21 protein-coding genes are annotated in these 19422 nt (G+C 58.8%); 13 read left to right on the plus strand and 8 right to left on the minus strand.

What is annotated here, in order from left to right; translation table 11 throughout:
* Window positions 1-117 precede the first annotated feature (117 nt).
* From ahpF to CKW17_RS18490, 3 genes are all read right to left on the minus strand, one after another.
* The gene (gene ahpF / locus CKW17_RS18480; RefSeq protein ID WP_095120931.1) at window positions 118-1680 is read right to left on the minus strand and encodes an alkyl hydroperoxide reductase subunit F; all 1563 of its coding nucleotides are present in this window, start codon (window positions 1678-1680) and stop codon (window positions 118-120) included.
* A gap of 124 nt (window positions 1681-1804) precedes the next feature.
* On the minus strand, window positions 1805-2368 hold the full coding sequence (ahpC, locus tag CKW17_RS18485) for an alkyl hydroperoxide reductase subunit C (RefSeq protein ID WP_007912224.1): 564 nt from the start codon (window positions 2366-2368) through the stop codon (window positions 1805-1807).
* 137 nt (window positions 2369-2505) lie between these two features.
* On the minus strand, window positions 2506-3444 hold the full coding sequence (locus tag CKW17_RS18490; protein WP_095120932.1) for a site-specific integrase: 939 nt from the start codon (window positions 3442-3444) through the stop codon (window positions 2506-2508).
* A 177-nt stretch (window positions 3445-3621) separates the two neighbouring features.
* Here CKW17_RS18490 and CKW17_RS18495 point away from each other — a divergent pair, with 177 nt between their 5' ends.
* Window positions 3622-4638 carry a DNA-binding protein gene (locus CKW17_RS18495; protein ID WP_095120933.1) on the plus strand — a complete coding sequence of 339 codons (1017 nt, stop codon included), beginning with the start codon at window positions 3622-3624 and terminating at the stop codon, window positions 4636-4638.
* On the opposite strand, the gene gorA is transcribed toward CKW17_RS18495, so the two are convergent.
* Both gorA and galU read right to left on the minus strand, forming a co-directional pair.
* Entirely contained in the window at window positions 4635-5993 is a 1359-nt protein-coding gene (gene gorA, locus CKW17_RS18500; RefSeq protein ID WP_095120934.1) for a glutathione-disulfide reductase, read from the minus strand. The genes CKW17_RS18495 and gorA overlap by 4 nt on opposite strands.
* Window positions 5994-6121: 128 nt before the next feature.
* Window positions 6122-6961 (minus strand): UTP--glucose-1-phosphate uridylyltransferase GalU, encoded by an 840-nt coding sequence (gene galU, locus CKW17_RS18505; RefSeq protein ID WP_053120371.1) that lies wholly within the window; start codon window positions 6959-6961, stop codon window positions 6122-6124.
* A 258-nt stretch (window positions 6962-7219) separates the two neighbouring features.
* On the opposite strand from galU, the gene CKW17_RS18510 reads away from it, so the two are divergent.
* Entirely contained in the window at window positions 7220-7405 is a 186-nt protein-coding gene (locus CKW17_RS18510; protein WP_090283267.1) for a hypothetical protein, read from the plus strand.
* Window positions 7406-7542: 137 nt separating this feature from the next.
* Window positions 7543-7830 (plus strand): hypothetical protein, encoded by a 288-nt coding sequence (locus tag CKW17_RS18515; RefSeq protein ID WP_095120935.1) that lies wholly within the window; start codon window positions 7543-7545, stop codon window positions 7828-7830.
* 3 nt (window positions 7831-7833) lie between these two features.
* Here CKW17_RS18515 and CKW17_RS18520 read toward each other — a convergent pair whose 3' ends face one another.
* Together CKW17_RS18520 and CKW17_RS18525 are read right to left on the minus strand one after the other, a co-directional pair.
* Window positions 7834-8064, minus strand: a complete 231-nt coding sequence (locus tag CKW17_RS18520) for a hypothetical protein (protein ID WP_008082673.1) — start codon at window positions 8062-8064, stop codon at window positions 7834-7836.
* 71 nt (window positions 8065-8135) lie between these two features.
* Window positions 8136-8492: a hypothetical protein gene (locus CKW17_RS18525; protein ID WP_095120936.1), complete on the minus strand. Its 357-nt coding sequence runs from the start codon at window positions 8490-8492 to the stop codon at window positions 8136-8138.
* A gap of 210 nt (window positions 8493-8702) precedes the next feature.
* Here CKW17_RS18525 and CKW17_RS18530 point away from each other — a divergent pair, with 210 nt between their 5' ends.
* The 5 genes from CKW17_RS18530 (at window position 8703) to ada (ending at window position 11840) form a co-directional block, all read left to right on the plus strand.
* Window positions 8703-9005: a DUF1883 domain-containing protein gene (locus tag CKW17_RS18530; protein ID WP_007912251.1), complete on the plus strand. Its 303-nt coding sequence runs from the start codon at window positions 8703-8705 to the stop codon at window positions 9003-9005.
* A gap of 28 nt (window positions 9006-9033) precedes the next feature.
* On the plus strand, window positions 9034-9210 hold the full coding sequence (locus tag CKW17_RS30405; protein ID WP_095120937.1) for a hypothetical protein: 177 nt from the start codon (window positions 9034-9036) through the stop codon (window positions 9208-9210).
* A gap of 93 nt (window positions 9211-9303) precedes the next feature.
* Entirely contained in the window at window positions 9304-10014 is a 711-nt protein-coding gene (locus tag CKW17_RS18540) for a 2OG-Fe(II) oxygenase (protein WP_095121021.1), read from the plus strand.
* A gap of 5 nt (window positions 10015-10019) precedes the next feature.
* Window positions 10020-10685, plus strand: a complete 666-nt coding sequence (gene alkB, locus CKW17_RS18545) for a DNA oxidative demethylase AlkB (protein ID WP_095121022.1) — start codon at window positions 10020-10022, stop codon at window positions 10683-10685.
* A gap of 87 nt (window positions 10686-10772) precedes the next feature.
* Window positions 10773-11840 carry a bifunctional DNA-binding transcriptional regulator/O6-methylguanine-DNA methyltransferase Ada gene (ada, locus tag CKW17_RS18550; RefSeq protein ID WP_095120938.1) on the plus strand — a complete coding sequence of 356 codons (1068 nt, stop codon included), beginning with the start codon at window positions 10773-10775 and terminating at the stop codon, window positions 11838-11840.
* Window positions 11841-11867: 27 nt separating this feature from the next.
* Here ada and CKW17_RS18555 read toward each other — a convergent pair whose 3' ends face one another.
* Window positions 11868-12851, minus strand: coding sequence for an MDR family oxidoreductase (locus CKW17_RS18555; protein WP_095120939.1), 984 nt, complete (start codon window positions 12849-12851; stop codon window positions 11868-11870).
* 187 nt (window positions 12852-13038) lie between these two features.
* On the opposite strand from CKW17_RS18555, the gene CKW17_RS18560 reads away from it, so the two are divergent.
* The 5 genes from CKW17_RS18560 to modC all read left to right on the plus strand — a co-directional run bounded on the left by CKW17_RS18560 (window position 13039) and on the right by modC (window position 19364).
* Window positions 13039-15489: an autotransporter gene (locus CKW17_RS18560; RefSeq protein ID WP_095120940.1), complete on the plus strand. Its 2451-nt coding sequence runs from the start codon at window positions 13039-13041 to the stop codon at window positions 15487-15489.
* A gap of 108 nt (window positions 15490-15597) precedes the next feature.
* Window positions 15598-16662 carry a nitronate monooxygenase family protein gene (locus tag CKW17_RS18565; protein WP_095120941.1) on the plus strand — a complete coding sequence of 355 codons (1065 nt, stop codon included), beginning with the start codon at window positions 15598-15600 and terminating at the stop codon, window positions 16660-16662.
* Window positions 16663-16832: 170 nt separating this feature from the next.
* Window positions 16833-17600: a molybdate ABC transporter substrate-binding protein gene (gene modA / locus CKW17_RS18570; RefSeq protein WP_095120942.1), complete on the plus strand. Its 768-nt coding sequence runs from the start codon at window positions 16833-16835 to the stop codon at window positions 17598-17600.
* On the plus strand, window positions 17601-18281 hold the full coding sequence (gene modB, locus CKW17_RS18575) for a molybdate ABC transporter permease subunit (RefSeq protein ID WP_095120943.1): 681 nt from the start codon (window positions 17601-17603) through the stop codon (window positions 18279-18281).
* Between the two features lie 3 nt (window positions 18282-18284).
* Window positions 18285-19364, plus strand: a complete 1080-nt coding sequence (gene modC / locus CKW17_RS18580; protein ID WP_095120944.1) for a molybdenum ABC transporter ATP-binding protein — start codon at window positions 18285-18287, stop codon at window positions 19362-19364.
* Window positions 19365-19422 lie beyond the last annotated feature (58 nt).

Here is a 19422-nt window from a genome sequence, read left to right on the forward strand (position 1 = left end):
CCAGACACCTCGGTCGGCTCCCTCTCCTTCGGGAGAGGGCTGGGGTGAGGGGCAGCTTTTCACGCGCAATAAAAAACCCGTGATCGCTCACGGGTTTTTTCATTTCTGGCTGAACGTTTAAGCCGGTGCCGAAGTGCGGATCAAGTGATCAAAAGCACTCAGCGAAGCCTTGGCACCCTCGCCCACCGCAATCACGATCTGCTTGTAGGGCACAGTCGTCACGTCACCGGCAGCGAAGATCCCCGGGATCGAAGTCTCACCACGGTTATCGACAATGATCTCACCACGCGGCGACAGCTCGATGGTGCCCTTCAGCCAGTCGGTGTTCGGCAGCAAACCGATCTGCACGAAAATCCCTTCCAGCTCGACAGTGCGCAACTCATCAGTATTGCGATCCTTGTAACGCAAACCGTTGACCTTCTCGCCATTACCGGTGACTTCAGTGGTTTGCGCACTGGTGATCACGGTGACGTTCGGCAGACTGTGCAGTTTGCGTTGCAATACGGCGTCGGCACGCAGTTGTACGTCGAACTCCAGCAGTGTTACGTGCGACACGATCCCGGCCAGGTCGATGGCTGCTTCAACGCCGGAGTTACCGCCGCCAATCACCGCCACACGCTTGCCTTTGAACAGCGGACCGTCGCAGTGCGGGCAGTACGCCACGCCTTTGTTGCGGTATTCCTGCTCGCCCGGCACGTTCATTTCACGCCAGCGCGCACCGGTCGCCAGAATCACGCTCTTGGCTTTAAGGGTGGCGCCGCTGGCGAAGTGAACTTCGTGCAACTCGCCGTTCTTGCCCGGGATCAGCTTGTCGGCGCGTTGCAGGTTCATGATGTCGACGTCGTACTGCTTGACGTGCTCTTCCAGCGCCGTGGCCAGTTTCGGCCCTTCGGTTTCCTGTACGGAAATGAAGTTCTCGATGGCCATGGTGTCGAGCACCTGCCCGCCGAAACGCTCAGCCGCGACACCGGTGCGGATGCCTTTACGTGCAGCGTAAATTGCGGCCGAAGCACCCGCCGGGCCACCGCCGACGACCAACACATCAAAGGCTTCTTTGGCGCTGATCTTCTCGGCCTGACGCTCGATCGCGCCGGTGTCGAGTTTGGCGAGAATCTCCTCCAGGCCCATGCGGCCCTGACCGAAGTTTTCACCGTTCAAGTAGATGCTCGGCACGGCCATGATCTTGCGATCGTTGACTTCGTCCTGGAACAGCGCGCCGTCGATGGCGACGTGGCGGATGTTCGGGTTGAGCACGGCCATCAGGTTCAGCGCCTGGACCACGTCCGGGCAGTTCTGGCAGGACAGCGAGAAGTAGGTCTCGAAGCTGAACTGGCCTTTGAGCGAACGGATCTGCTCGATCACTTCAACGCTGGCTTTCGATGGGTGGCCGCCGACTTGCAGCAAGGCCAGCACCAGCGAAGTGAATTCGTGGCCCATCGGGATGCCGGCGAAACGCAGACTGATGTCGGCGCCCGGGCGGTTGATCGAGAACGATGGCTTGCGAGCATCGTCACCGCTGTCGATCAAGGTAATTTGGCTCGAAAGACTGGCAACGTCTTTCAGCAGTTCGAGCATTTCACGGGATTTCGCACCGTCGTCGAGGGAGGCAACGATCTCGATCGGCTGGGTGACCCGTTCCAGGTACGATTTCAACTGGGCTTTAAGATTGGCGTCCAACATACGGGCGATTTCCTTTATTTGAGGCGAAAAAAAGCCCGAGCGAATCTCGCCCGGGCATTTTTATTGGGCGGTGCAGCGTACTTAAGAAGGTGCGGCGTACCGCCCTGAGTTGCGTGTCACAGACTTAGATCTTGCCGACCAGGTCCAGGGACGGTGCCAGAGTGGCCTCGCCTTCTTTCCACTTGGCTGGGCAAACTTCGCCTGGGTGAGCAGCGACGTACTGAGCAGCCTTGATCTTGCGCAGCAGCTCGGAAGCGTCACGGCCTACGCCGCCATCGTTCAGTTCAACGATTTTGATCTGGCCTTCAGGGTTGATCACGAAGGTGCCACGGTCAGCCAGGCCAACTTCTTCGATCAGCACGTCGAAGTTGCGGGAGATGGCGTGGGTCGGGTCGCCGATCATGGTGTATTCGATTTTGCCGATGGCTGGCGAAGTGTTGTGCCAGGCAGCGTGGGCAAAGTGGGTGTCGGTGGAAACGCTGTAGATCTCTACGCCGAGTTTCTGGAAGGCAGCGTAGTTGTCAGCCAGGTCTTCCAGCTCGGTTGGGCAAACGAAGGTGAAGTCGGCTGGGTAGAAGAACACGACCGACCACTTGCCTTTCAGGTCAGCGTCCGAGACTTGAACGAAGTCGCCGTTTTTGAACGCGGTAGCTTTGAACGGTTTTACTTGGCTGTTGATGATAGGCATTGATGACTCTCCGTCAGGGGTTATGAAGTTGATGGGTGAATCCTACCCACTCACTCGACGGATGGCTCATTGGCAAACCTGATGCTGCTGATTTGTTTTCGCTATTAGCCGACTGTATTAATAGAAGAAAACGATATCTACGACGAAGCCGGGTTATCCGTAATCCGAGCCATCCCTTGGAATGGGCTGGCTTCAACATAGCGCATGGCGGACTTCATATCCTTCCAGCCGACGTAACTCATCAGGGATTTCAGATCCCAGCCACTTTGGTGTGCCCACGTAGCGAAGCCACGGCGCAGGGAGTGGCTGGTGTAGTTTTCGGCGGCAATGCCGGCGCGCTGCAATGCCTGACGCAGTAGAGGAATGATGCTGTTGGCATGCAGGCCCTCTTCGTTCAGATTGCCCCAGCGGTCGATACTGCGAAAAACCGGGCCACGCACCAGTGCCGCTTCGGTGATCCAGTCGATATAGGCCTGCACCGGGCACAGCTTGAGCAGCGCCGGCGCTTGATAGGTCTGCCCGAGGTTTTCCCGATCGCCCTTGCTGCGTGACAGATACAGGGTGATGCCCTTGCCGGCATGCGCCTGCACATGCTCGATCTGCAAACGGCACAGCTCATCGCTGCGGAAGCCACGCCAGAATCCCAGCAGAATCAAGGCACGATCGCGGTAAGCCTTGAGTAGTAGCGGGCGGTCCTGCTGTTCTCGCGCGGTTTGTACTTCATGCTCAAGCCAGTCGATGACACGCTGCAGATCCTGCAGCTGCAACGGCTCGGCCTGTTTCTCCTGCGCCGGGTGCAACGCGCGAATGCCTTTGAATACCTTGCGCACCACCGGCGCCTTCGTCGGATCGGCGAACCCTTGGCTGTTGTGCCACTGCGCCAGCGCCGACAGACGCAGCTTCAACGTATTGATCGACAACTCCTCAGCGTGCGCCACCAAATACCGCGCAACGCTGTCTGCGGTTGCCGGCAAGAACCCGCCCCACTTCACTTCGAAATGCTCGATGGCCGCGCGATAGCTGCGGCGAGTGTTGTCACGGGTGGCGGCTTGCAGATAGCGATCCAGATCGCTCATGGGCTGTTTTCTCGCTGGCGTACTGAGACAGGGATGCAGAAGCGCATTTTGCCGCCTGACACTGGGTAATACCAGTATATCCCGTGTCTTTATTATCAAAGGTTTACCTTTATTTTCTGAATGGTACACTGCGTACTTTAGTGGCATGTACCACAGTACGTAACCGTAGGAGTTCACATGGCCCGTGGCGGCATTACCAAAGCACTGGTGCAGATCGCGCGCACAGCGATCCTCGCCCGTGGCGAACACCCGAGCATCGATGCAGTACGCATTGAAATGGGCAACACCGGCTCGAAAACCACGATCCATCGCTATTTGAAAGAGCTGGATGACGGTGCTCAGCCCGTAGAAGCTTCGGCGGAACCCATCGATGACGAGCTGACCGCCCTCGTCTCGCGCCTCGCCCAGCGCCTCAAAGAACAGGCGCAAGAGCCTATCGAGCAGGCCCGTGAGCAGTTCGAGGAACAGCGCGAAGCGCTGGAGTCGGAGCTGAAACAGACTCGTCAGGCACTGGAAAAGCTCGAACAGGCGCACGACATTCAAGGCGCAGCGCTGGAGCGCGAGTCCGAAGCCCTGAACAACACCCGATCGATGCTGCAAACCGAGCAAACCCGCAATGCCGGGCTGAATCAGGCATTGGCCGACTTTGAATTGCGCCTGCAGGACAAGGACGAGCAGATCCGCTCGCTGGAAGAAAAACACCTGCACGCCCGTGACGCACTAGAGCACTATCGCAACGCCAGCAAAGAGCAGCGCGAGCAGGAACAGAGCCGTCACGAAGCACAGATGCAGCAGATTCAGGCCGAGTTGCGTCAGGCGCAGCAAAGTGCGCTGGTCCGCCAGGACGAGATCACGCAACTGCACCGCGACAACGAACGCCTGCTCACGGAAAACCGTGGCACGCAGCGCGAACTGAGCCTGATGCAGGATCAGCTCAAGCAGAGCAATCAGCGTCAGGATCAACTGCTCGAGCAAGCGACCCGCGTCGACAGCGAGCGCACCCTCCTCCAGGAACGCCTGCGCGTTGCGACACTGGAAAGCCAGACGCTCAAACAGAACGTCGAGGAGCAGACGCTGCTCAACCAGTCACTGGAAAAGGAATTGAACAAGGCTCACGCAAGCCTGGAAGAAAGCCAGCGTCTGGCGGCTACCGTTGCGGCAGCGCCAGACTCAGCCAAACCGAAAGACGCCTAAGCGCCGACCGGCGTACGCATGGTGACAAACTCTTCGGCGGCCGTCGGGTGCACCCCGATCGTGTCGTCGAAGTCGCGCTTGGTCGCGCCAGCCTTCAACGCAATCGCCAACCCCTGAACGATCTCGCCTGCGTCCGGGCCGACCATGTGGCAGCCGAGGACTTTGTCAGTCTTGCCGTCGACTACGAGCTTCATCAGCGTCTTTTCCTGGCACTCGGTCAGGGTCAGCTTCATAGGCCGGAAACGGCTTTCGAAGATCACTACATCGTGGCCAGCTTCCCGCGCTTCTTCTTCGGTCAAACCGACCGTGCCAATGTTCGGCAGGCTGAACACCGCCGTCGGGATCATCTTGTAATCCACCGGACGGTATTGCTCTGGCTTGAACAGACGCCGCGCTACCGCCATGCCCTCAGCCAAAGCCACCGGCGTCAGTTGCACACGACCGATGACATCGCCCAGCGCCAGAATTGACGGCTCGCTGGTCTGGTACTGCTCATCGACTTTGATGAAGCCTTTGTCGGTGAGTTGCACATCGGTGTTTTCCAGGCCCAGATTGTCCAGCATCGGACGCCGACCCGTGGCGTAGAAAATGCAATCCGCCTCCAGCTCACGACCATCTTTAAGCGTGGCTTTCAAACTGCCGTCAGCCTGCTTGTCGATACGTGCGATGTCGGCATTGAACTGCAGATCCAGACCGCGCTTGGTCAGTTCCTCCTGCAAATGCTTGCGCACCGAACCATCGAAACCGCGCAGGAACAGATCGCCGCGATACAGCAGCGTGGTGTTCGCGCCAAGACCATGGAAAATCCCGGCAAACTCGACCGCGATATAACCGCCGCCCACTACCAGCACACGCTTTGGCAGCTCTTTTAGGAAGAACGCTTCATTGGAACCGATCGCGTGTTCGCGCCCCGGAATCTCCGGAATCTGCGGCCAGCCACCGGTGGCGATCAGAATGTTATTCGCGGTAAAGCGCTCGCCATTCACCTCAACCTCATGCGGGCCAACGATCTTCGCGTGCGCCTCGTGCAAGGTCACGCCGCTGTTGACCAGCAGATTGCGGTAAATGCCGTTGAGGCGATTGATCTCGCGATCCTTGTTGGCGATCAGCGTCGCCCAATCGAAATTCGCTTCGCCCAGGCTCCAGCCGAAACCGGACGCCTGCTCGAAGTCTTCGGCGAAATGCGCGCCGTACACCAGCAACTTTTTCGGCACACAGCCAACGTTGACACAGGTCCCGCCCAGATAACGGCTCTCCGCCACCGCCACTTTCGCACCGAAACCAGCCGCAAAACGCGCAGCACGCACGCCGCCGGAACCGGCACCAATTACATAAAGGTCAAAATCGTAGGCCATTTCTATCTCCTCGGCAGGGGATCAGCATACCTGCAGACACCTATTGGGCAAGCACTGCCAGTCATATGGGGGCGTAAAATGAAAAAACCCGCCGAAGCGGGTTTTTATTGCAAACCAATCAAGCGCTCTTAATAAGCCTTGCCAGTCTTGTAGAAGTTCTCGAAGCAGAAGTTGGTCGCTTCGATGTAGCCTTCAGCGCCACCGCAGTCGAAACGCTTGCCTTTGAACTTGTAGGCCATGACGCAGCCGTTCTGGGCTTGTTTCATCAGGGCGTCGGTGATCTGGATTTCACCGCCCTTGCCTGGCTCGGTTTGTTCGATCAGGTCGAAGATGTCCGGGGTCAGGATGTAACGGCCGATGATCGCCAGGTTCGATGGCGCGTCTTCCGGTTTTGGTTTCTCGACCATGCTGTGAACGCGGTAGATGTCATCGCGGATCATCTCGCCAGCGATAACGCCGTACTTGCTGGTTTCCTGCGGATCGACTTCCTGGATGGCGATGATCGAGCAGCGGAACTGCTTGTACAGTTTGACCATCTGGGTCAGTACGCCGTCGCCGTCGAGGTTGACGCACAGGTCGTCCGCCAGGACCACGGCGAACGGTTCGTCACCGATCAGCGGGCGACCGGTCAGGATCGCGTGGCCCAGACCTTTCATTTCGGTCTGGCGAGTATAGGAGAACGAGCACTCGTCGAGCAGTTTGCGGATGCCGACCAGGTATTTCTCTTTGTCGGTGCCTTTGATCTGGTTTTCCAGCTCGTAGCTGATGTCGAAGTGGTCTTCCAGAGCACGCTTGCCACGACCGGTGACGATGGAGATTTCCGTCAGGCCAGCGTCCAGAGCTTCTTCAACGCCGTACTGGATCAGTGGCTTGTTTACCACCGGCAGCATTTCTTTAGGCATGGCTTTAGTCGCTGGCAGGAAGCGAGTACCGTAACCGGCTGCTGGGAACAAGCATTTCTTGATCATATAAGTCCTTGAAAGGGCTGTGTGTACGAGTTTCGGCGCAGTCTAATCAGGCGGCGTGCACCTTACAATGCCCCGCACTGGCTAACCGATGCCAACATAGAGAAATATTCTCGCCGATAGTTCCATCGACATCCTGGCGCAGCCAGATCAGCGTAGCTCAAAGCTGTCGACAATCCGGATTACCATACGCTCATCGCCCCCCAATGCCAGCATTTGCCGGTATCATGGCGCCTTTGAACCAGCGAACGAGACAAATAGATGGCTGCGGTAAAAATTGTCAACGGGTATGTGATCGACAAGAAAGACGGCAAGTGGACGCTGACCACCACCAATGGCGAACACATCGCCGGGCCTTTCGACAGCGAACAAATGGCGACGGATGTAGCGGCAGTGTTCACCGACACTCCGGCATCGGCCAAGCGCCGCGGCAAAGATCAGGACTGATCTGCTGCGATACGCCCCAAGCCCTGCCTTTGAGCAGGGCTTTTTTGTGCCCACCTACAAACAAGTGGCCAAACGCTATAACCTTTTCACAGCGGCGCTGTCAGAGCGTCTAGTCCCCCTTGCTGAAGACCACGAACATGACCTTGAAAAAATGGCTGCCCCTGATTGCGGTATTGGCTCTGGCCGGCTGCGCCACCTCCCAACCTACCTACCTGAATAACGGTGAACAGGGGCTGTCCATCGATTGCTCCGGCGAAGCCAACTCCTGGGCGACCTGCTATGAAAAAGCCGATGCCTCTTGCGCGGGCACTGGCTATCGCATCGTTGGCACTAACGGCACGCCTGCGCCCAAAGAAAGCGACAAGACCCTCGGCGTCGATGTCGGCAACTACAAAAACCGCAGCGTCGTCGTGGTCTGCAAATAGACCTTACATATGAATTTCGGCGAACTTGATTCCGAGTCCGCGCACCACCTCGATCAGATCGTCGAGTCGATTGAAAGACTCGACCTCGTCGTTATCGTCCACCAGGAAATAACTGCGGCCAGCGCTTTTCTTGAAAAACACAATCCATTCTCCCGGATTCGCCGGGTTCTGGATGACGTGGGTGGCAGAGATCAGCCCCTCTACGTGGCGTTCCCGTACTTGCTCTCGCTTCATCGCGGCTCCATAAATGAAAATGCCGTCACAGCATGACTGCGACGGCATCGGTGCTGATGACTGTCAGTCTATCAGCCGGAAATACATGCATTGGCAGCGTTTCGCACGTCACGCGGACGCACTGGCACATTCGACATGCGCTCATGCAGCTTGATGCTGCTGCCGCCGGAGCGATCTTCAATATCAAATACCGCTGCCGCGCCGGTGGAAAATTTCCCCGGGACGATGACCCGAACACCGTCCTTGTGTGGCTGCATTTGCAGCGCGCCGCGGCTATCCGCCAGCTTCTCGGCCAGGCATTGAGCATATTCATGGGGTTTCTTGCCGGAGATTACGCTCACGGTCGGCAGCGTTTCATTGATTTCGGAAACACTCGCACAACCACCCACAGCCAGAACCAACGGCAGACACACCACACCCCACTTCATACAATTCCTCCGTTAAAGACCGTCCGACAGCACAAATGCCGTTTTTCTCCAGGGCCTTCTGCATTTAACTCGCATCCGATCGCGAATATCTGTTCAAAATTGTCAAACCAACGCCCGACGGCCAGATAATAACCCGTGCAGGCTGATAAACTGCGCGCAATTACAAGCTATCGTTTTGATTTTGTAGAAAAAGCCCTTCTGGAGGCGCCCATGAAATTCATTCACCAGCGCGAGCACCTCAACGAAGACGACATCGTCGTCATCCAATGCTCGCAAATGTGCAACATCCGTCTGATGAACGACGCCAACTTCCGCAGCTTCAAGAATGGCGGCCGTCACACCTATCACGGCGGCGCCTTCGACACGTTTCCGGCCCGTATCACCGCGCCGAGCACTGGTTTCTGGAACATCACCATCGACACCGTCAATCGCCGTGCGATCAGCGTGACCCGCAAGCCGACGCTGACCCATTCGATCAAGATCATCCGTCGCTCCAGCACCAAACTCAGCTGAGACGCGCCATCCAACCAGAAAGGAAAGCATGACCGTGGCCCAAACGACCAAATACGTCATCAAGTACAAACTCAACGGTGAACGCCGCTTTGAGTTCGCGCAGCTCGAAAACGGCACCGAAGAAGAGGCCAAAGTTGCCCTGGACGCGATTCACGGTCAGAGCGACGACGTGATCAGCGAAATCAGCGTCAGCAAAGCACTGTAAGGCGCAACCACGAATTCGACCGCAAGCGGCGGAGTGTTCTGCCGCAAGGCCCTGCCTAAACTGACCGCCTCGACCATGAGTCAAGGCGTCAGCATGTCAATGTCACCCTCCCGGCTGGAGTTGCTCGACTGGGCAAGTCTGGAGCAGCAAATGGATCACGATGGTTGCGCGATTATCCGCTCACTGCTGTCGTCAAAAAGCTGCGAGCGGATAATCGCGCTCTATCCGCAAGCCGAACCGTTTCGCTCGCAGGTCATCATGGCGCGTCACGGTTTCGGTCGTGGCGAGTACAAGTATTTCCGCTATCCGCTTCCCTCAACCGTAGAACGCCTGCGCACTGCGCTTTACCCTCATCTGGTGCCGCTGGCAAACCGCTGGTTCGAACGCATGAACCTGGCAAAGCGCTTTCCCGAGACCCACAGCGAGTTCCTGCAACACTGCCATGCCGCCGGCCAGACGCGCCCTACTCCGCTTCTATTGCAGTACGGCCCGCAGGATTACAACTGTCTGCACCAGGACTTGTACGGCGAATTGGTATTTCCCTTGCAAGTGGCGATTCTTCTGTCAGAACCGGGCAAGGATTTTACCGGTGGCGAATTCGTGCTCACCGAACAACGCCCGCGCATGCAATCGCGCCCATTGGTGCAAGACCTGAAACAAGGCGACGCACTGATTTTTGCCGTGAATCAACGCCCGGTCAAAGGCGGGCGCGGCGACTATCGAGTGACCATGCGTCATGGCGTCAGTCGCCTGCACAGTGGAAAAAGGCATACCCTAGGCATCATCTTTCACGACGCAACCTGATGGCTATGTTTTCAACAACATTCGACCTGTTCGCTGACCACGAACCCGAACAACAAGCCCGAGCCGAACAGATTGGCGAGCAATCCTGGTTATTGCGCGGCTTCGCCCTGCCGATTGTCGATCAGTTGCTGCCGGCACTGGACGTCGTTCTCGCCGCATCGCCCTTGCGTCACATGGTGACGCCTGGCGGCTTCAGCATGTCAGTCGGCACCAGCAGTTGCGGTGACTGGGGCTGGATTACCGATCGCAGCGGCTATCGTTATTCGGCTGTCGATCCGCTCAACGGGCAGCCTTGGCCGCAGATGCCAACATCGTTCGCTGCTCTGGCGCATTCGGCTGCCGAGCGAGCTGGTTTTTCTGATTTCACTGCAGATTCCTGTCTGATCAATCGCTATGTCCCTGGCGCAAAAATGTCATTGCATCAGGATAAAGACGAAAAGGACTACGCCGCGCCGATCGTTTCCCTGTCACTCGGATTGCCGGCCATGTTTCTGTTCGGTGGTTTTGCGCGCAGCGACAAGACCCGACGAATCCCCCTGCTGCACGGTGACTTGGTGGTCTGGGGCGGCGTTGACCGATTGCGCTACCACGGCGTATTGCCGATCAAACAAGGTCAGCATCCACGCTTGGGTGAACAGCGGATCAACCTGACGTTTCGGGTTGCTCGCTGAGCTCGAAAAGTTTGACCGCAAGGCCCGGAGTGTTGTGCCAGGCGAGGCTGGTTAACCTGAATCAAACAGGTCAACGGATCACTCATCATGAAAACGCTTTCGACCCCGCTCAACACCGAACATGATCCTCGCTGGGCCGCCGTGATTGCGCGCGATCCGCAGGCGGACGGGCAGTTTGTCTACGCGGTGAAAACCACTGGCATCTACTGCCGCCCGAGCAGCCTGGCACGCCTGCCGAAACCGCAAAATGTCGAGTTTTTCGACACCGCCCAACAGGCCGAAGCAGCGGGGTATCGGCCTAGCAAACGTGCAAGCAAGGATCAAAGTGATGTCGCCGCGCAGCATGCCACGACCGTCGCCACAGCTTGCCGGCAAATCGAAACGGCCGAGAATCCGCCCGCCCTGAGCGAGCTGGCAGAGACGGCCGGTTTGAGCCCGTTTCACTTTCATCGGGTGTTCAAAGCCGCCACCGGCCTCACACCCAGAGCCTACGCGGCGGCCCATCGTTCGCGCAGAGTGCGTGAGCATCTCGCGGACGGCAGTTCAGTGACGGACGCCCTGTATGAAGCAGGTTTCAACTCCAACAGTCGTTTCTATGAATCAGCCAATCACTTGCTGGGGATGAAACCCGGTGACTATCGCGCTGCCGGAAAGAACAACGACATTCATTTTGCCGTCGGCCAATGCTCGCTCGGCGCGATTCTGGTGGCGCAAAGCGAGCGTGGGGTGTGCGCAATTCTGTTGGGTGACGACCCGCATCAACTGGTGTGCGACCTGCAGGATCAGTTTCGTAAAGCCAACCTGATTGGCGCAGACAGCGGGTTTGAACAGTTGATCGCCAAAGTCGTGGGTTTTATCGAAGCGCCGGCCATTGGCCTGGACCTGCCACTGGACGTGCGTGGGACAGCGTTTCAGGAACGTGTCTGGCAAGCGCTGCGGGAGATTCCGTTGGGCAGCACCGCCAGCTACGCCGAAATTGCCCAGCGCATCGGCGCACCGACATCCATGCGCGCGGTGGCCCAGGCTTGCGGAGCCAACCGCCTGGCCGTGGCGATCCCTTGCCACCGCGTGGTGCGCAGCGATGGCAATCTTTCCGGTTATCGCTGGGGTGTCGAGCGCAAGCGTCAGTTGCTGGAGCGCGAGACGACGTCCTGAGAGGCTGTCCCGCGCCGTCGGCGACTGTCAGCGATTGACGTCCACCACAACCCGCCCACGAAGCTGCCCGGCGAGCAATTCTGGCGCCGCATCGATGGCTTCACTCAAGCCGATTTCATGGCTGATCAAGGCCAGCAACGAGAAATCCAGATCCCTCGCCAAACGATCCCAAGCTTCCAGGCGGCGGGCCTTGGGCTGGGTCACGCTGTTGATGCCGGCCAGCGTCACACCGCGCAAAATGAACGGCGCCACCGAGGCCGGGAAATCCATACCTTGGGCCAGACCACAGGCGGCGACGGTGCCTTCGGAGCGGGTGCTCGCGCAAGCATTGGCCAGTGTATGACTGCCCACCGAATCGATCACCGCTGCCCAACGCTCTTTGGCCAGCGGCTTGCCGGGCGCTGACAACGTGGCGCGGTCGATGATTTCACCGGCGCCCAACTGCTGCAAATATTCATGCTCGGAAACCCGGCCAGTCGACGCGACGACACGATAGCCAAGCTTGCTCAGCAGCGCGATGGCAAAACTGCCGACACCACCATTGGCGCCCGTCACCAGGACCTCACCCTGCTCTGGCGTCACGCCATTACGCTCAAGCGCGAGAATGCACAGCATCGCCGTAAAACCGGCCGTGCCGATGGCCATGGCTTGCGCCGCTGTAAAGGCTTTGGGCAACGGAATCAGCCAATCGCCATTGAGCCGCGCCTTCTGCGCCAGACCTCCCCAGTGATTTTCGCCAACGCCCCAGCCATTCAGCAGCACCTGATCACCCACCTTATAGTCGGGGTGGGAACTGGCTTCCACGGTGCCCGCCAGGTCGATCCCCGGCACCATTGGAAATTTGCGCACCACCGGACTGCTGCCGGTAATCGCCAGACCATCCTTGAAGTTAAGCGTGCTGTACGCAACAGCGACGGTGACATCGCCTTCGGGCAATTGCTCTTCGTTGACCTGTTGCAGGTTGGCGCGATAACCGCTGTCGTCTTTGTCGATCACAATGGCGTTGAACATGACTGCCTCGCATGACTGTTTTCAAAATGTCGTGCCTTGAAATACCACATCGCAACACCCTGCCACATTCGACTTTGCGCCAATCGCCGAATCCGCCGGGTATTTCCATGGCGGGCGGCTATGCTTTTTCGACGGTCGTGCTTTTGCCGTTATTCCTTTAGAAATAGGCCTGTCGATGGAGCTGACAATGTCTTACCCGCGCTCGTGCTTCGTGCTGTTGATGCTCTTTCTGCTGGCGTTCGGCAGCGCCTCGGCGGCACCGGCCACCGAGACCCCGATCGAGCCAACCTGGCCACAAGTCATCAGCAGCGGCAAAGCGAAACTGACCGTATATCAGCCGCAACTCGACAGTTGGGACGGCTACACCCTCAATGCCCGCGCAGCCGTTGAAGCCACCGGTGCGGATGGCAAATCCACCTTTGGCATTGTGCAATTCAGTGCGCATACGCTGGTCGACAAGGCCACGCGCTGGGTCGCGCTGGATCAGTACAAAATCATCAAGGCCGATTTCCCGGCTGATGCCAGTCAAGCCACCACGTGGCTCGCGGCTTTGCAGAAAGACGCCGAAAACCGCAAGAAAACCATCTCGCTGGATCAACTCGAAGCGGCCGTTGGCGTACTGTCAGCCGAGCAGAAAGCTGACAGCGCGCCGCTGGAAAACACACCACCGACGATCATCAGCTCCGACGTCCCCGCCCTGCTCGTCTATATCGATGGCGACGCGGCCTACCGGCCGGTAGACGGCACGACGCTGCAACGGGTGATCAACACTCGCCCGCTGTTGTTGAAAGACGCGCAGGGCAAACATTACCTGCACGTCTTCGATGGCTGGATGGTCGCCGATCGGCTCAATGGCGCCTATACGCGTCTGGCCACACCGCCGGCGGATCTGGCGAAAGCCAAACAGGCCGCCATTCAGAGCCGGCAAGTGGATCTGCTGACCGGGCAAAGCGACCCGAAAGACAAGGTCCCCAGCCTGGCCAAACCGCCACAACCGAAAATTTTCATCGCCACCACTCCCACCGAATTGCTGGTCACCGATGGCGCAGCGCAGTGGTCACCGATTCAAGGCACAGGCTTGCTGTATGTCACCAATACCACCGGGCACATCTTCAAGGAGATCGGTGACCAGAACAGCTATGTGCTGATCTCCGGCCGCTGGTTTCGCGCCACTGACATGAATGGCCCGTGGACGTTTACCCCGGCAGACAAACTGCCGGCAGATTTCGCCAACATCCCCGACGATAGCCCGAAAGAAAACATCAAGGCGTCGGTAGCCGGCACGCCGCAAGCCAAAGAAGCAGCTATCGCCGCGACCATTCCACAGACCTCGGCGATCAAGAAAAGCGCGGTAAAAATGACCGCACCACAGTTCGATGGCGAGCCGCAACTCAAAGCCATCAACAGCACGACGTTGCAATACGTGGTCAACAGCGCAACGCCCATCATCCGCGTCGACAACAACAGTTGGTACGCCGTGGAAAACGGTATCTGGTTCACCGCCACCAGCGTGAGCGGCCCTTGGCTTGTCGCCAGTTCCGTGCCGGCAGTGATCTATTCGATCCCGCCGAGCTCGCCCATGCACTACCTCACCTACGTCAAAGTCTACGAGTCCAGCGGCGATACCGTGGTAGTCGGCTACACGCCCGGTTATCAGGGTTCGAATCTTGATCCGGCCACGGGCGTCGTGGTCTATGGCACCGGTTATCCCTACACACCCTGGGTGGGCAGCGTCTGGTATGGCCCGCCGGTGACTTATGGGTTTGGCGTCGCCATTCGCTATACACCGTGGACGGGCTGGACCTTCGGTTTCGGTTTTGGCTGGAGCTGGGGCGGCAGCACTGTCGCCATGGGTTGGGGCTGGGGCGCCTACCCGTGGTGGGGCAATTACGGCTGGGGATACGCCTGGGGCCCGCACCTGTACCCAGCGCCGTTGGCCTGGGGCGGCGCCGCTTACGGGTATCGCGGTGGCGCGGTGGCCTGGGGTCCCGGTGGCTGGGCGGGCACTACCGGCAACATCTATCACCAATGGGGTGATCGGGCCACGGTCAGCCGCTATGGCGCTGGCTACAACGCCTGGACCGGCAATCGCTGGGCCGGTCAGGTTGGTTCTTCCTATAACTCACGCACTGGCGTCGCGGCTGCCGGTCAACGCGGTGCCGTGCATAACGTCTACACCGGAAATTACGCGGCTGGGCGCAGCGGCGTGGCCGTCGGACCGAACGGTGGCGCCATTGCCGGCGAACGCGTCACCGCCGGCAATGCGCGCAGCGGTACGCAGGTCACGGCCAATCGTGGCGCCGTGTACAACCCCGACACTGGCAACACCACACAGTATGGTGGCGTTCGCGGGCGCAATGGCGGCGCCGCACGCGTGGGTGACAACGTTTACGCGGGTCACGATGGCAACGTGTACAAAAAAACCGATAACGGCTGGCAACCAATGGTCAAGGGTGGCGCGACCCGGACTGCACCGGTCAATAACAATGCCCAGTTGCAGAACCTCAACCGTGAGTCCGCCGCACGCAACTTCGGCAACCAGCGCACCAACAACTTTCACAACTCCTCACAATTGATGAATCGCTCGTTTGGCGGTGGTGGTGGAGGTGGAGGTGGTGGCGGACTTCATCGACGCTGAAAAACTGCACGGGTTGTTCTGAATTTCGAACTGGCTGCGGATCCGCTTTTGCTGTTAAAAACCGGTTCTGCCGTCCCTGCCCGCTACCTCGTTCGGAGAACAGCTTTCATGAGCCAATGGCCAGACACCCGCATACTTGATCTGCTCGGCATTGAACTGCCAATCATCCAGGGCCCGATGGCCGGTGCGACGAATTCGTCCATGGTCATCGCCGTGTGCAATGCCGGTGGTCTGGGGTCGATGCCGGCGGCGATGCTGAGCATCGAGCAATTGCGCGAAGAGCTGAAAACCATTCGCCAACACACCAACAAGCCCTTCAACGTGAACTTCTTCTGCCATCAGCCACCGACAGCCGATGAACAACGTGCACGTGACTGGAAGCATCTGCTGGAGCCTTATTACCGTGAACTGGGTGCCGATTTCGCTGCGCCGACGCCGGTGTCGAACCGCGCGCCGTTCGATGCGGCAGCCTGTGAGGTGCTGGAAGAATTTCGGCCGCAGGTGGTGAGTTTCCATTTCGGTCTGCCAGAGAAATCCCTGCTCGATCGGGTCAAGGCAACCGGAGCAAAAATTCTCTCCTCGGCCACCACTGTCGATGAAGCGATCTGGCTGGAACAGCACGGCTGCGACGCGATTATCGCCATGGGTTACGAGGCCGGCGGCCATCGCGGCATGTTTCTCAGTGATGACCTGAGCAGTCAGGTCGGCACGTTTGCCTTGGTGCCTCAGATAGTCGATGCGGTGACAGTGCCGGTGATTGCCGCCGGGGCTATTGCCGATGCACGCGGCGTGGCGGCGGCGTTCCTGTTGGGGGCCTCAGCGGCACAGGTTGGCACTGCCTACCTGTTCACGCCAGAAGCGAAAGTCAGCGCTTCTCACCACAAGGCACTGCGCACCGCCAAGGAAAGCGAAACGGCGGTCACCAATATTTTCACCGGGCGGCCGGCGCGGGGCATTCTCAACCGCGTCATGCGTGAGCTGGGGCCGATGTCTTCGAAAGCACCGGCGTTTCCCTTGGCCGGTGGGGCGCTGATGCCATTGCGGGCAATCAACGAGGCAGAGTTTGCCAACCTCTGGGCCGGTCAGGCATTCACCCTGGGCAAAGACATGGGCAGCGCTGAACTGACCCGACAACTGGCTGAAGGTGCACTGGCAAAACTTACTGGTCATTGAGCTGCGCAGTGTGAGGATTCAGGCGTCCTCACACGGTTTTCAACCAACACTTCCTGTTTGGCGGCATTTCGCTATATATTCCGCTATATAGCGAATTACCCCCCCTGCATGGGCGCAGTCCACTTCCAACAATAGCTGCGCTCTGCACTCGCCAATAACGGAGCTGTTACATGACCATTCGTGCCCCACGTTTTGCCCCTGCCTGCGTGGCCTCCTTGCTCGCGGTCTTCGCCGTCGGCGCTGTTCAGGCTGATGAAGTTCAGGTAGCGGTTGCGGCCAACTTCACCGCGCCGATCCAGGCCATCGCCGCCGATTTCGAAAAAGACACCGGGCACAAACTGGTTGCAGCCTACGGCGCCACCGGACAGTTCTACACCCAGATCAAAAACGGCGCGCCGTTCGAAGTGTTCCTCTCCGCTGACGACACCACCCCGGAAAAACTCGAGAAAGAAGGCGACACCGTCAAGGGCTCGCGCTTCACCTACGCCGTCGGCACACTTGCGTTGTGGTCGGCGAAAGAGGGTTATGTAGATGACAAAGGCGAGGTGCTGAAAAAGAACGAGTACCAGCACCTGTCCATCGCCAATCCGAAAGCCGCACCCTATGGCCTGGCCGCCACGCAAGTGCTGGAAAAACTCAAACTGACCGAGGCGACCAAAGCCAAGATCGTTGAAGGTCAGAACATCACCCAGGCTTACCAATTCGTCTCCACCGGAAACGCCGAACTGGGCTTCGTGGCCCTGTCCCAGATCTACAAGGACGGCAAAGTCAGGAGCGGTTCGGCATGGATCGTCCCTGCCAGCATGCACGAGCCGATCAAACAAGACGCCGTCATTCTCAACAAAGGCAAAGACAATGCCGCCGCCAAGGCGCTGGTTGAATACCTCAAAGGCCCGAAAGCCGCTGCGGTGATCAAGTCCTACGGATACCAGCTGTAAATGTCGCTGACGAGTGCCGATTTCGCGGCGATCTGGCTGACCCTGCAACTGGCGTCCCTGACCACCGCGATTCTGCTGGTTGTCGGCACACCGATTGCCCTGTGGTTGTCGCGTACCCGCTCGTGGTTGCGCGGCCCGATCGGGGCGATCGTTGCCCTGCCCCTCGTGCTGCCACCGACCGTGATCGGTTTCTATCTATTGTTGATGATGGGGCCGCACGGTTTTCTCGGCCAATTCACCCAATGGCTGGGTCTGGGCACCCTGACCTTCAGTTTCACGGGCCTGGTGATCGGTTCGGTGATCTATTCCATGCCGTTCGTGGTGCAACCGTTGCAAAACGCGTTCTCGGCGATCGGCACCCGCCCACTGGAAGTCGCCGCGACCTTGCGCGCCAATCCGTGGGACACTTTTTTCAGCGTGATTGTGCCGCTGGCGCGCCCCGGCTTTATCACTGCGGCGATTCTCGGTTTCGCGCATACCGTCGGTGAATTCGGCGTGGTGCTGATGATTGGCGGCAACATTCCCGACAAGACCCGCGTGGTTTCCGTGCAAATCTACGACCACGTCGAAGCAATGGAATACGCACAGGCTCATTGGCTGGCCGGGGCGATGCTGGTGTTCTCGTTTCTGGTGTTGCTGGCGCTGTACTCCAGCCGCAAGACCCGCGCAGGTTGGAGCTGACCAATGATTGTTGTACGTCTGAAACGGGTCTATGCGGACTTCGGCCTCGATGTCGACCTGAACTTGCCCGGCCGTGGCGTGACCGCGCTTTACGGGCATTCCGGCTCGGGCAAAACCACCTGTCTGCGCTGTATCGCCGGGCTTGAACGCGCTGAACATGGCTTCGTGCAGATCAACGACGAAGTCTGGCAGGACAGCGACAACGGCATTTTCGTCCCGCCACACAAGCGTGCGCTCGGCTATGTGTTTCAAGAAGCCAGCCTGTTCCCCCACCTGTCAGTGCTGGCCAATCTGCAATTCGGCCTCAAGCGTATCGCCCGATCCCAACGTCGGGTAGACATGGCGCAGGCCACTGAACTCTTGGGTATCGGTCATTTGCTCGAACGTCATCCGCAGCATTTGTCGGGAGGCGAACGCCAGAGGGTCGGTATCGCCCGTGCGTTGCTGACCAGCCCGAAACTGCTGTTGATGGACGAGCCACTGGCCGCTCTCGACAGCCAGCGCAAAAGTGAAATCCTGCCGTACCTGCAACGGTTGCATGACGAGCTGGACATTCCAGTGTTGTACGTCAGCCATGCGCAGGACGAAGTCGCGCGGCTGGCTGACCATCTGGTGTTGCTCAGCGAAGGTAAGGCGCTGGCCAGCGGCCCGATCGGTGAAACTCTCGCGCGTCTCGACCTGCCGATGGCGATGGGCGATGACGCTGGCGTGATCATTGAAGGCCAGGTCAGCGCTTACGACGCGGACTACCAATTACTGAGCCTGCAATTGCCGGCCACCGAGATGAGCATTCGCGTCACCCACGCGCCAATTGCATTGGGTCAGCCCCTACGCTGCAAAGTGCACGCCCGGGACATCAGCCTGAGCCTGCAGAACAGCGAGTTCAGCAGCATTCTCAATCGACTGCCGGTCACCGTGGTCAGCGAGCAATCAGCAGACAATGCCGCCCACGTGCTGATTCGTCTCGACGCCGGCGGTACTCCATTGGTCGCACGCATCACGCGCTACTCCAGAGACCAATTGGGCGTGCATCCGGGCCAGCATTTATGGGCGCAGATCAAAGCGGTCGCGGTCCTCGCCTAAATCATTCGGCACCACGGCAACGGCGTGCGGTCAATCGTTTTACAGACCGCCGCGCCAT

This window comes from Pseudomonas sp. Irchel s3f10, from assembly GCF_900187515.1.
In the GTDB taxonomy this organism is placed as follows: domain Bacteria; phylum Pseudomonadota; class Gammaproteobacteria; order Pseudomonadales; family Pseudomonadaceae; genus Aquipseudomonas; species Aquipseudomonas tensinigenes.

Excerpts from the sequence above, each read along its gene's own strand:
- ahpF (WP_095120931.1), bottom strand. The coding sequence starts at position 1,680 with ATGTTGGACGCCAATCTTAAAGCCCAGTTGAAATCGTACCTGGAACGG.
- ahpC (WP_007912224.1), bottom strand. The coding sequence starts at position 2,368 with ATGCCTATCATCAACAGCCAAGTAAAACCGTTCAAAGCTACCGCGTTC.
- CKW17_RS18490 (WP_095120932.1), bottom strand. The coding sequence starts at position 3,444 with ATGAGCGATCTGGATCGCTATCTGCAAGCCGCCACCCGTGACAACACT.
- CKW17_RS18495 (WP_095120933.1), top strand. The coding sequence starts at position 3,622 with ATGGCCCGTGGCGGCATTACCAAAGCACTGGTGCAGATCGCGCGCACA.
- gorA (WP_095120934.1), bottom strand. The coding sequence starts at position 5,993 with ATGGCCTACGATTTTGACCTTTATGTAATTGGTGCCGGTTCCGGCGGC.
- galU (WP_053120371.1), bottom strand. The coding sequence starts at position 6,961 with ATGATCAAGAAATGCTTGTTCCCAGCAGCCGGTTACGGTACTCGCTTC.
- CKW17_RS18510 (WP_090283267.1), top strand. The coding sequence starts at position 7,220 with ATGGCTGCGGTAAAAATTGTCAACGGGTATGTGATCGACAAGAAAGAC.
- CKW17_RS18515 (WP_095120935.1), top strand. The coding sequence starts at position 7,543 with ATGACCTTGAAAAAATGGCTGCCCCTGATTGCGGTATTGGCTCTGGCC.
- CKW17_RS18520 (WP_008082673.1), bottom strand. The coding sequence starts at position 8,064 with ATGAAGCGAGAGCAAGTACGGGAACGCCACGTAGAGGGGCTGATCTCT.
- CKW17_RS18525 (WP_095120936.1), bottom strand. The coding sequence starts at position 8,492 with ATGAAGTGGGGTGTGGTGTGTCTGCCGTTGGTTCTGGCTGTGGGTGGT.
- CKW17_RS18530 (WP_007912251.1), top strand. The coding sequence starts at position 8,703 with ATGAAATTCATTCACCAGCGCGAGCACCTCAACGAAGACGACATCGTC.
- CKW17_RS30405 (WP_095120937.1), top strand. The coding sequence starts at position 9,034 with ATGACCGTGGCCCAAACGACCAAATACGTCATCAAGTACAAACTCAAC.
- CKW17_RS18540 (WP_095121021.1), top strand. The coding sequence starts at position 9,304 with ATGTCAATGTCACCCTCCCGGCTGGAGTTGCTCGACTGGGCAAGTCTG.
- alkB (WP_095121022.1), top strand. The coding sequence starts at position 10,020 with ATGTTTTCAACAACATTCGACCTGTTCGCTGACCACGAACCCGAACAA.
- ada (WP_095120938.1), top strand. The coding sequence starts at position 10,773 with ATGAAAACGCTTTCGACCCCGCTCAACACCGAACATGATCCTCGCTGG.
- CKW17_RS18555 (WP_095120939.1), bottom strand. The coding sequence starts at position 12,851 with ATGTTCAACGCCATTGTGATCGACAAAGACGACAGCGGTTATCGCGCC.
- CKW17_RS18560 (WP_095120940.1), top strand. The coding sequence starts at position 13,039 with ATGTCTTACCCGCGCTCGTGCTTCGTGCTGTTGATGCTCTTTCTGCTG.
- CKW17_RS18565 (WP_095120941.1), top strand. The coding sequence starts at position 15,598 with ATGAGCCAATGGCCAGACACCCGCATACTTGATCTGCTCGGCATTGAA.
- modA (WP_095120942.1), top strand. The coding sequence starts at position 16,833 with ATGACCATTCGTGCCCCACGTTTTGCCCCTGCCTGCGTGGCCTCCTTG.
- modB (WP_095120943.1), top strand. The coding sequence starts at position 17,601 with ATGTCGCTGACGAGTGCCGATTTCGCGGCGATCTGGCTGACCCTGCAA.
- modC (WP_095120944.1), top strand. The coding sequence starts at position 18,285 with ATGATTGTTGTACGTCTGAAACGGGTCTATGCGGACTTCGGCCTCGAT.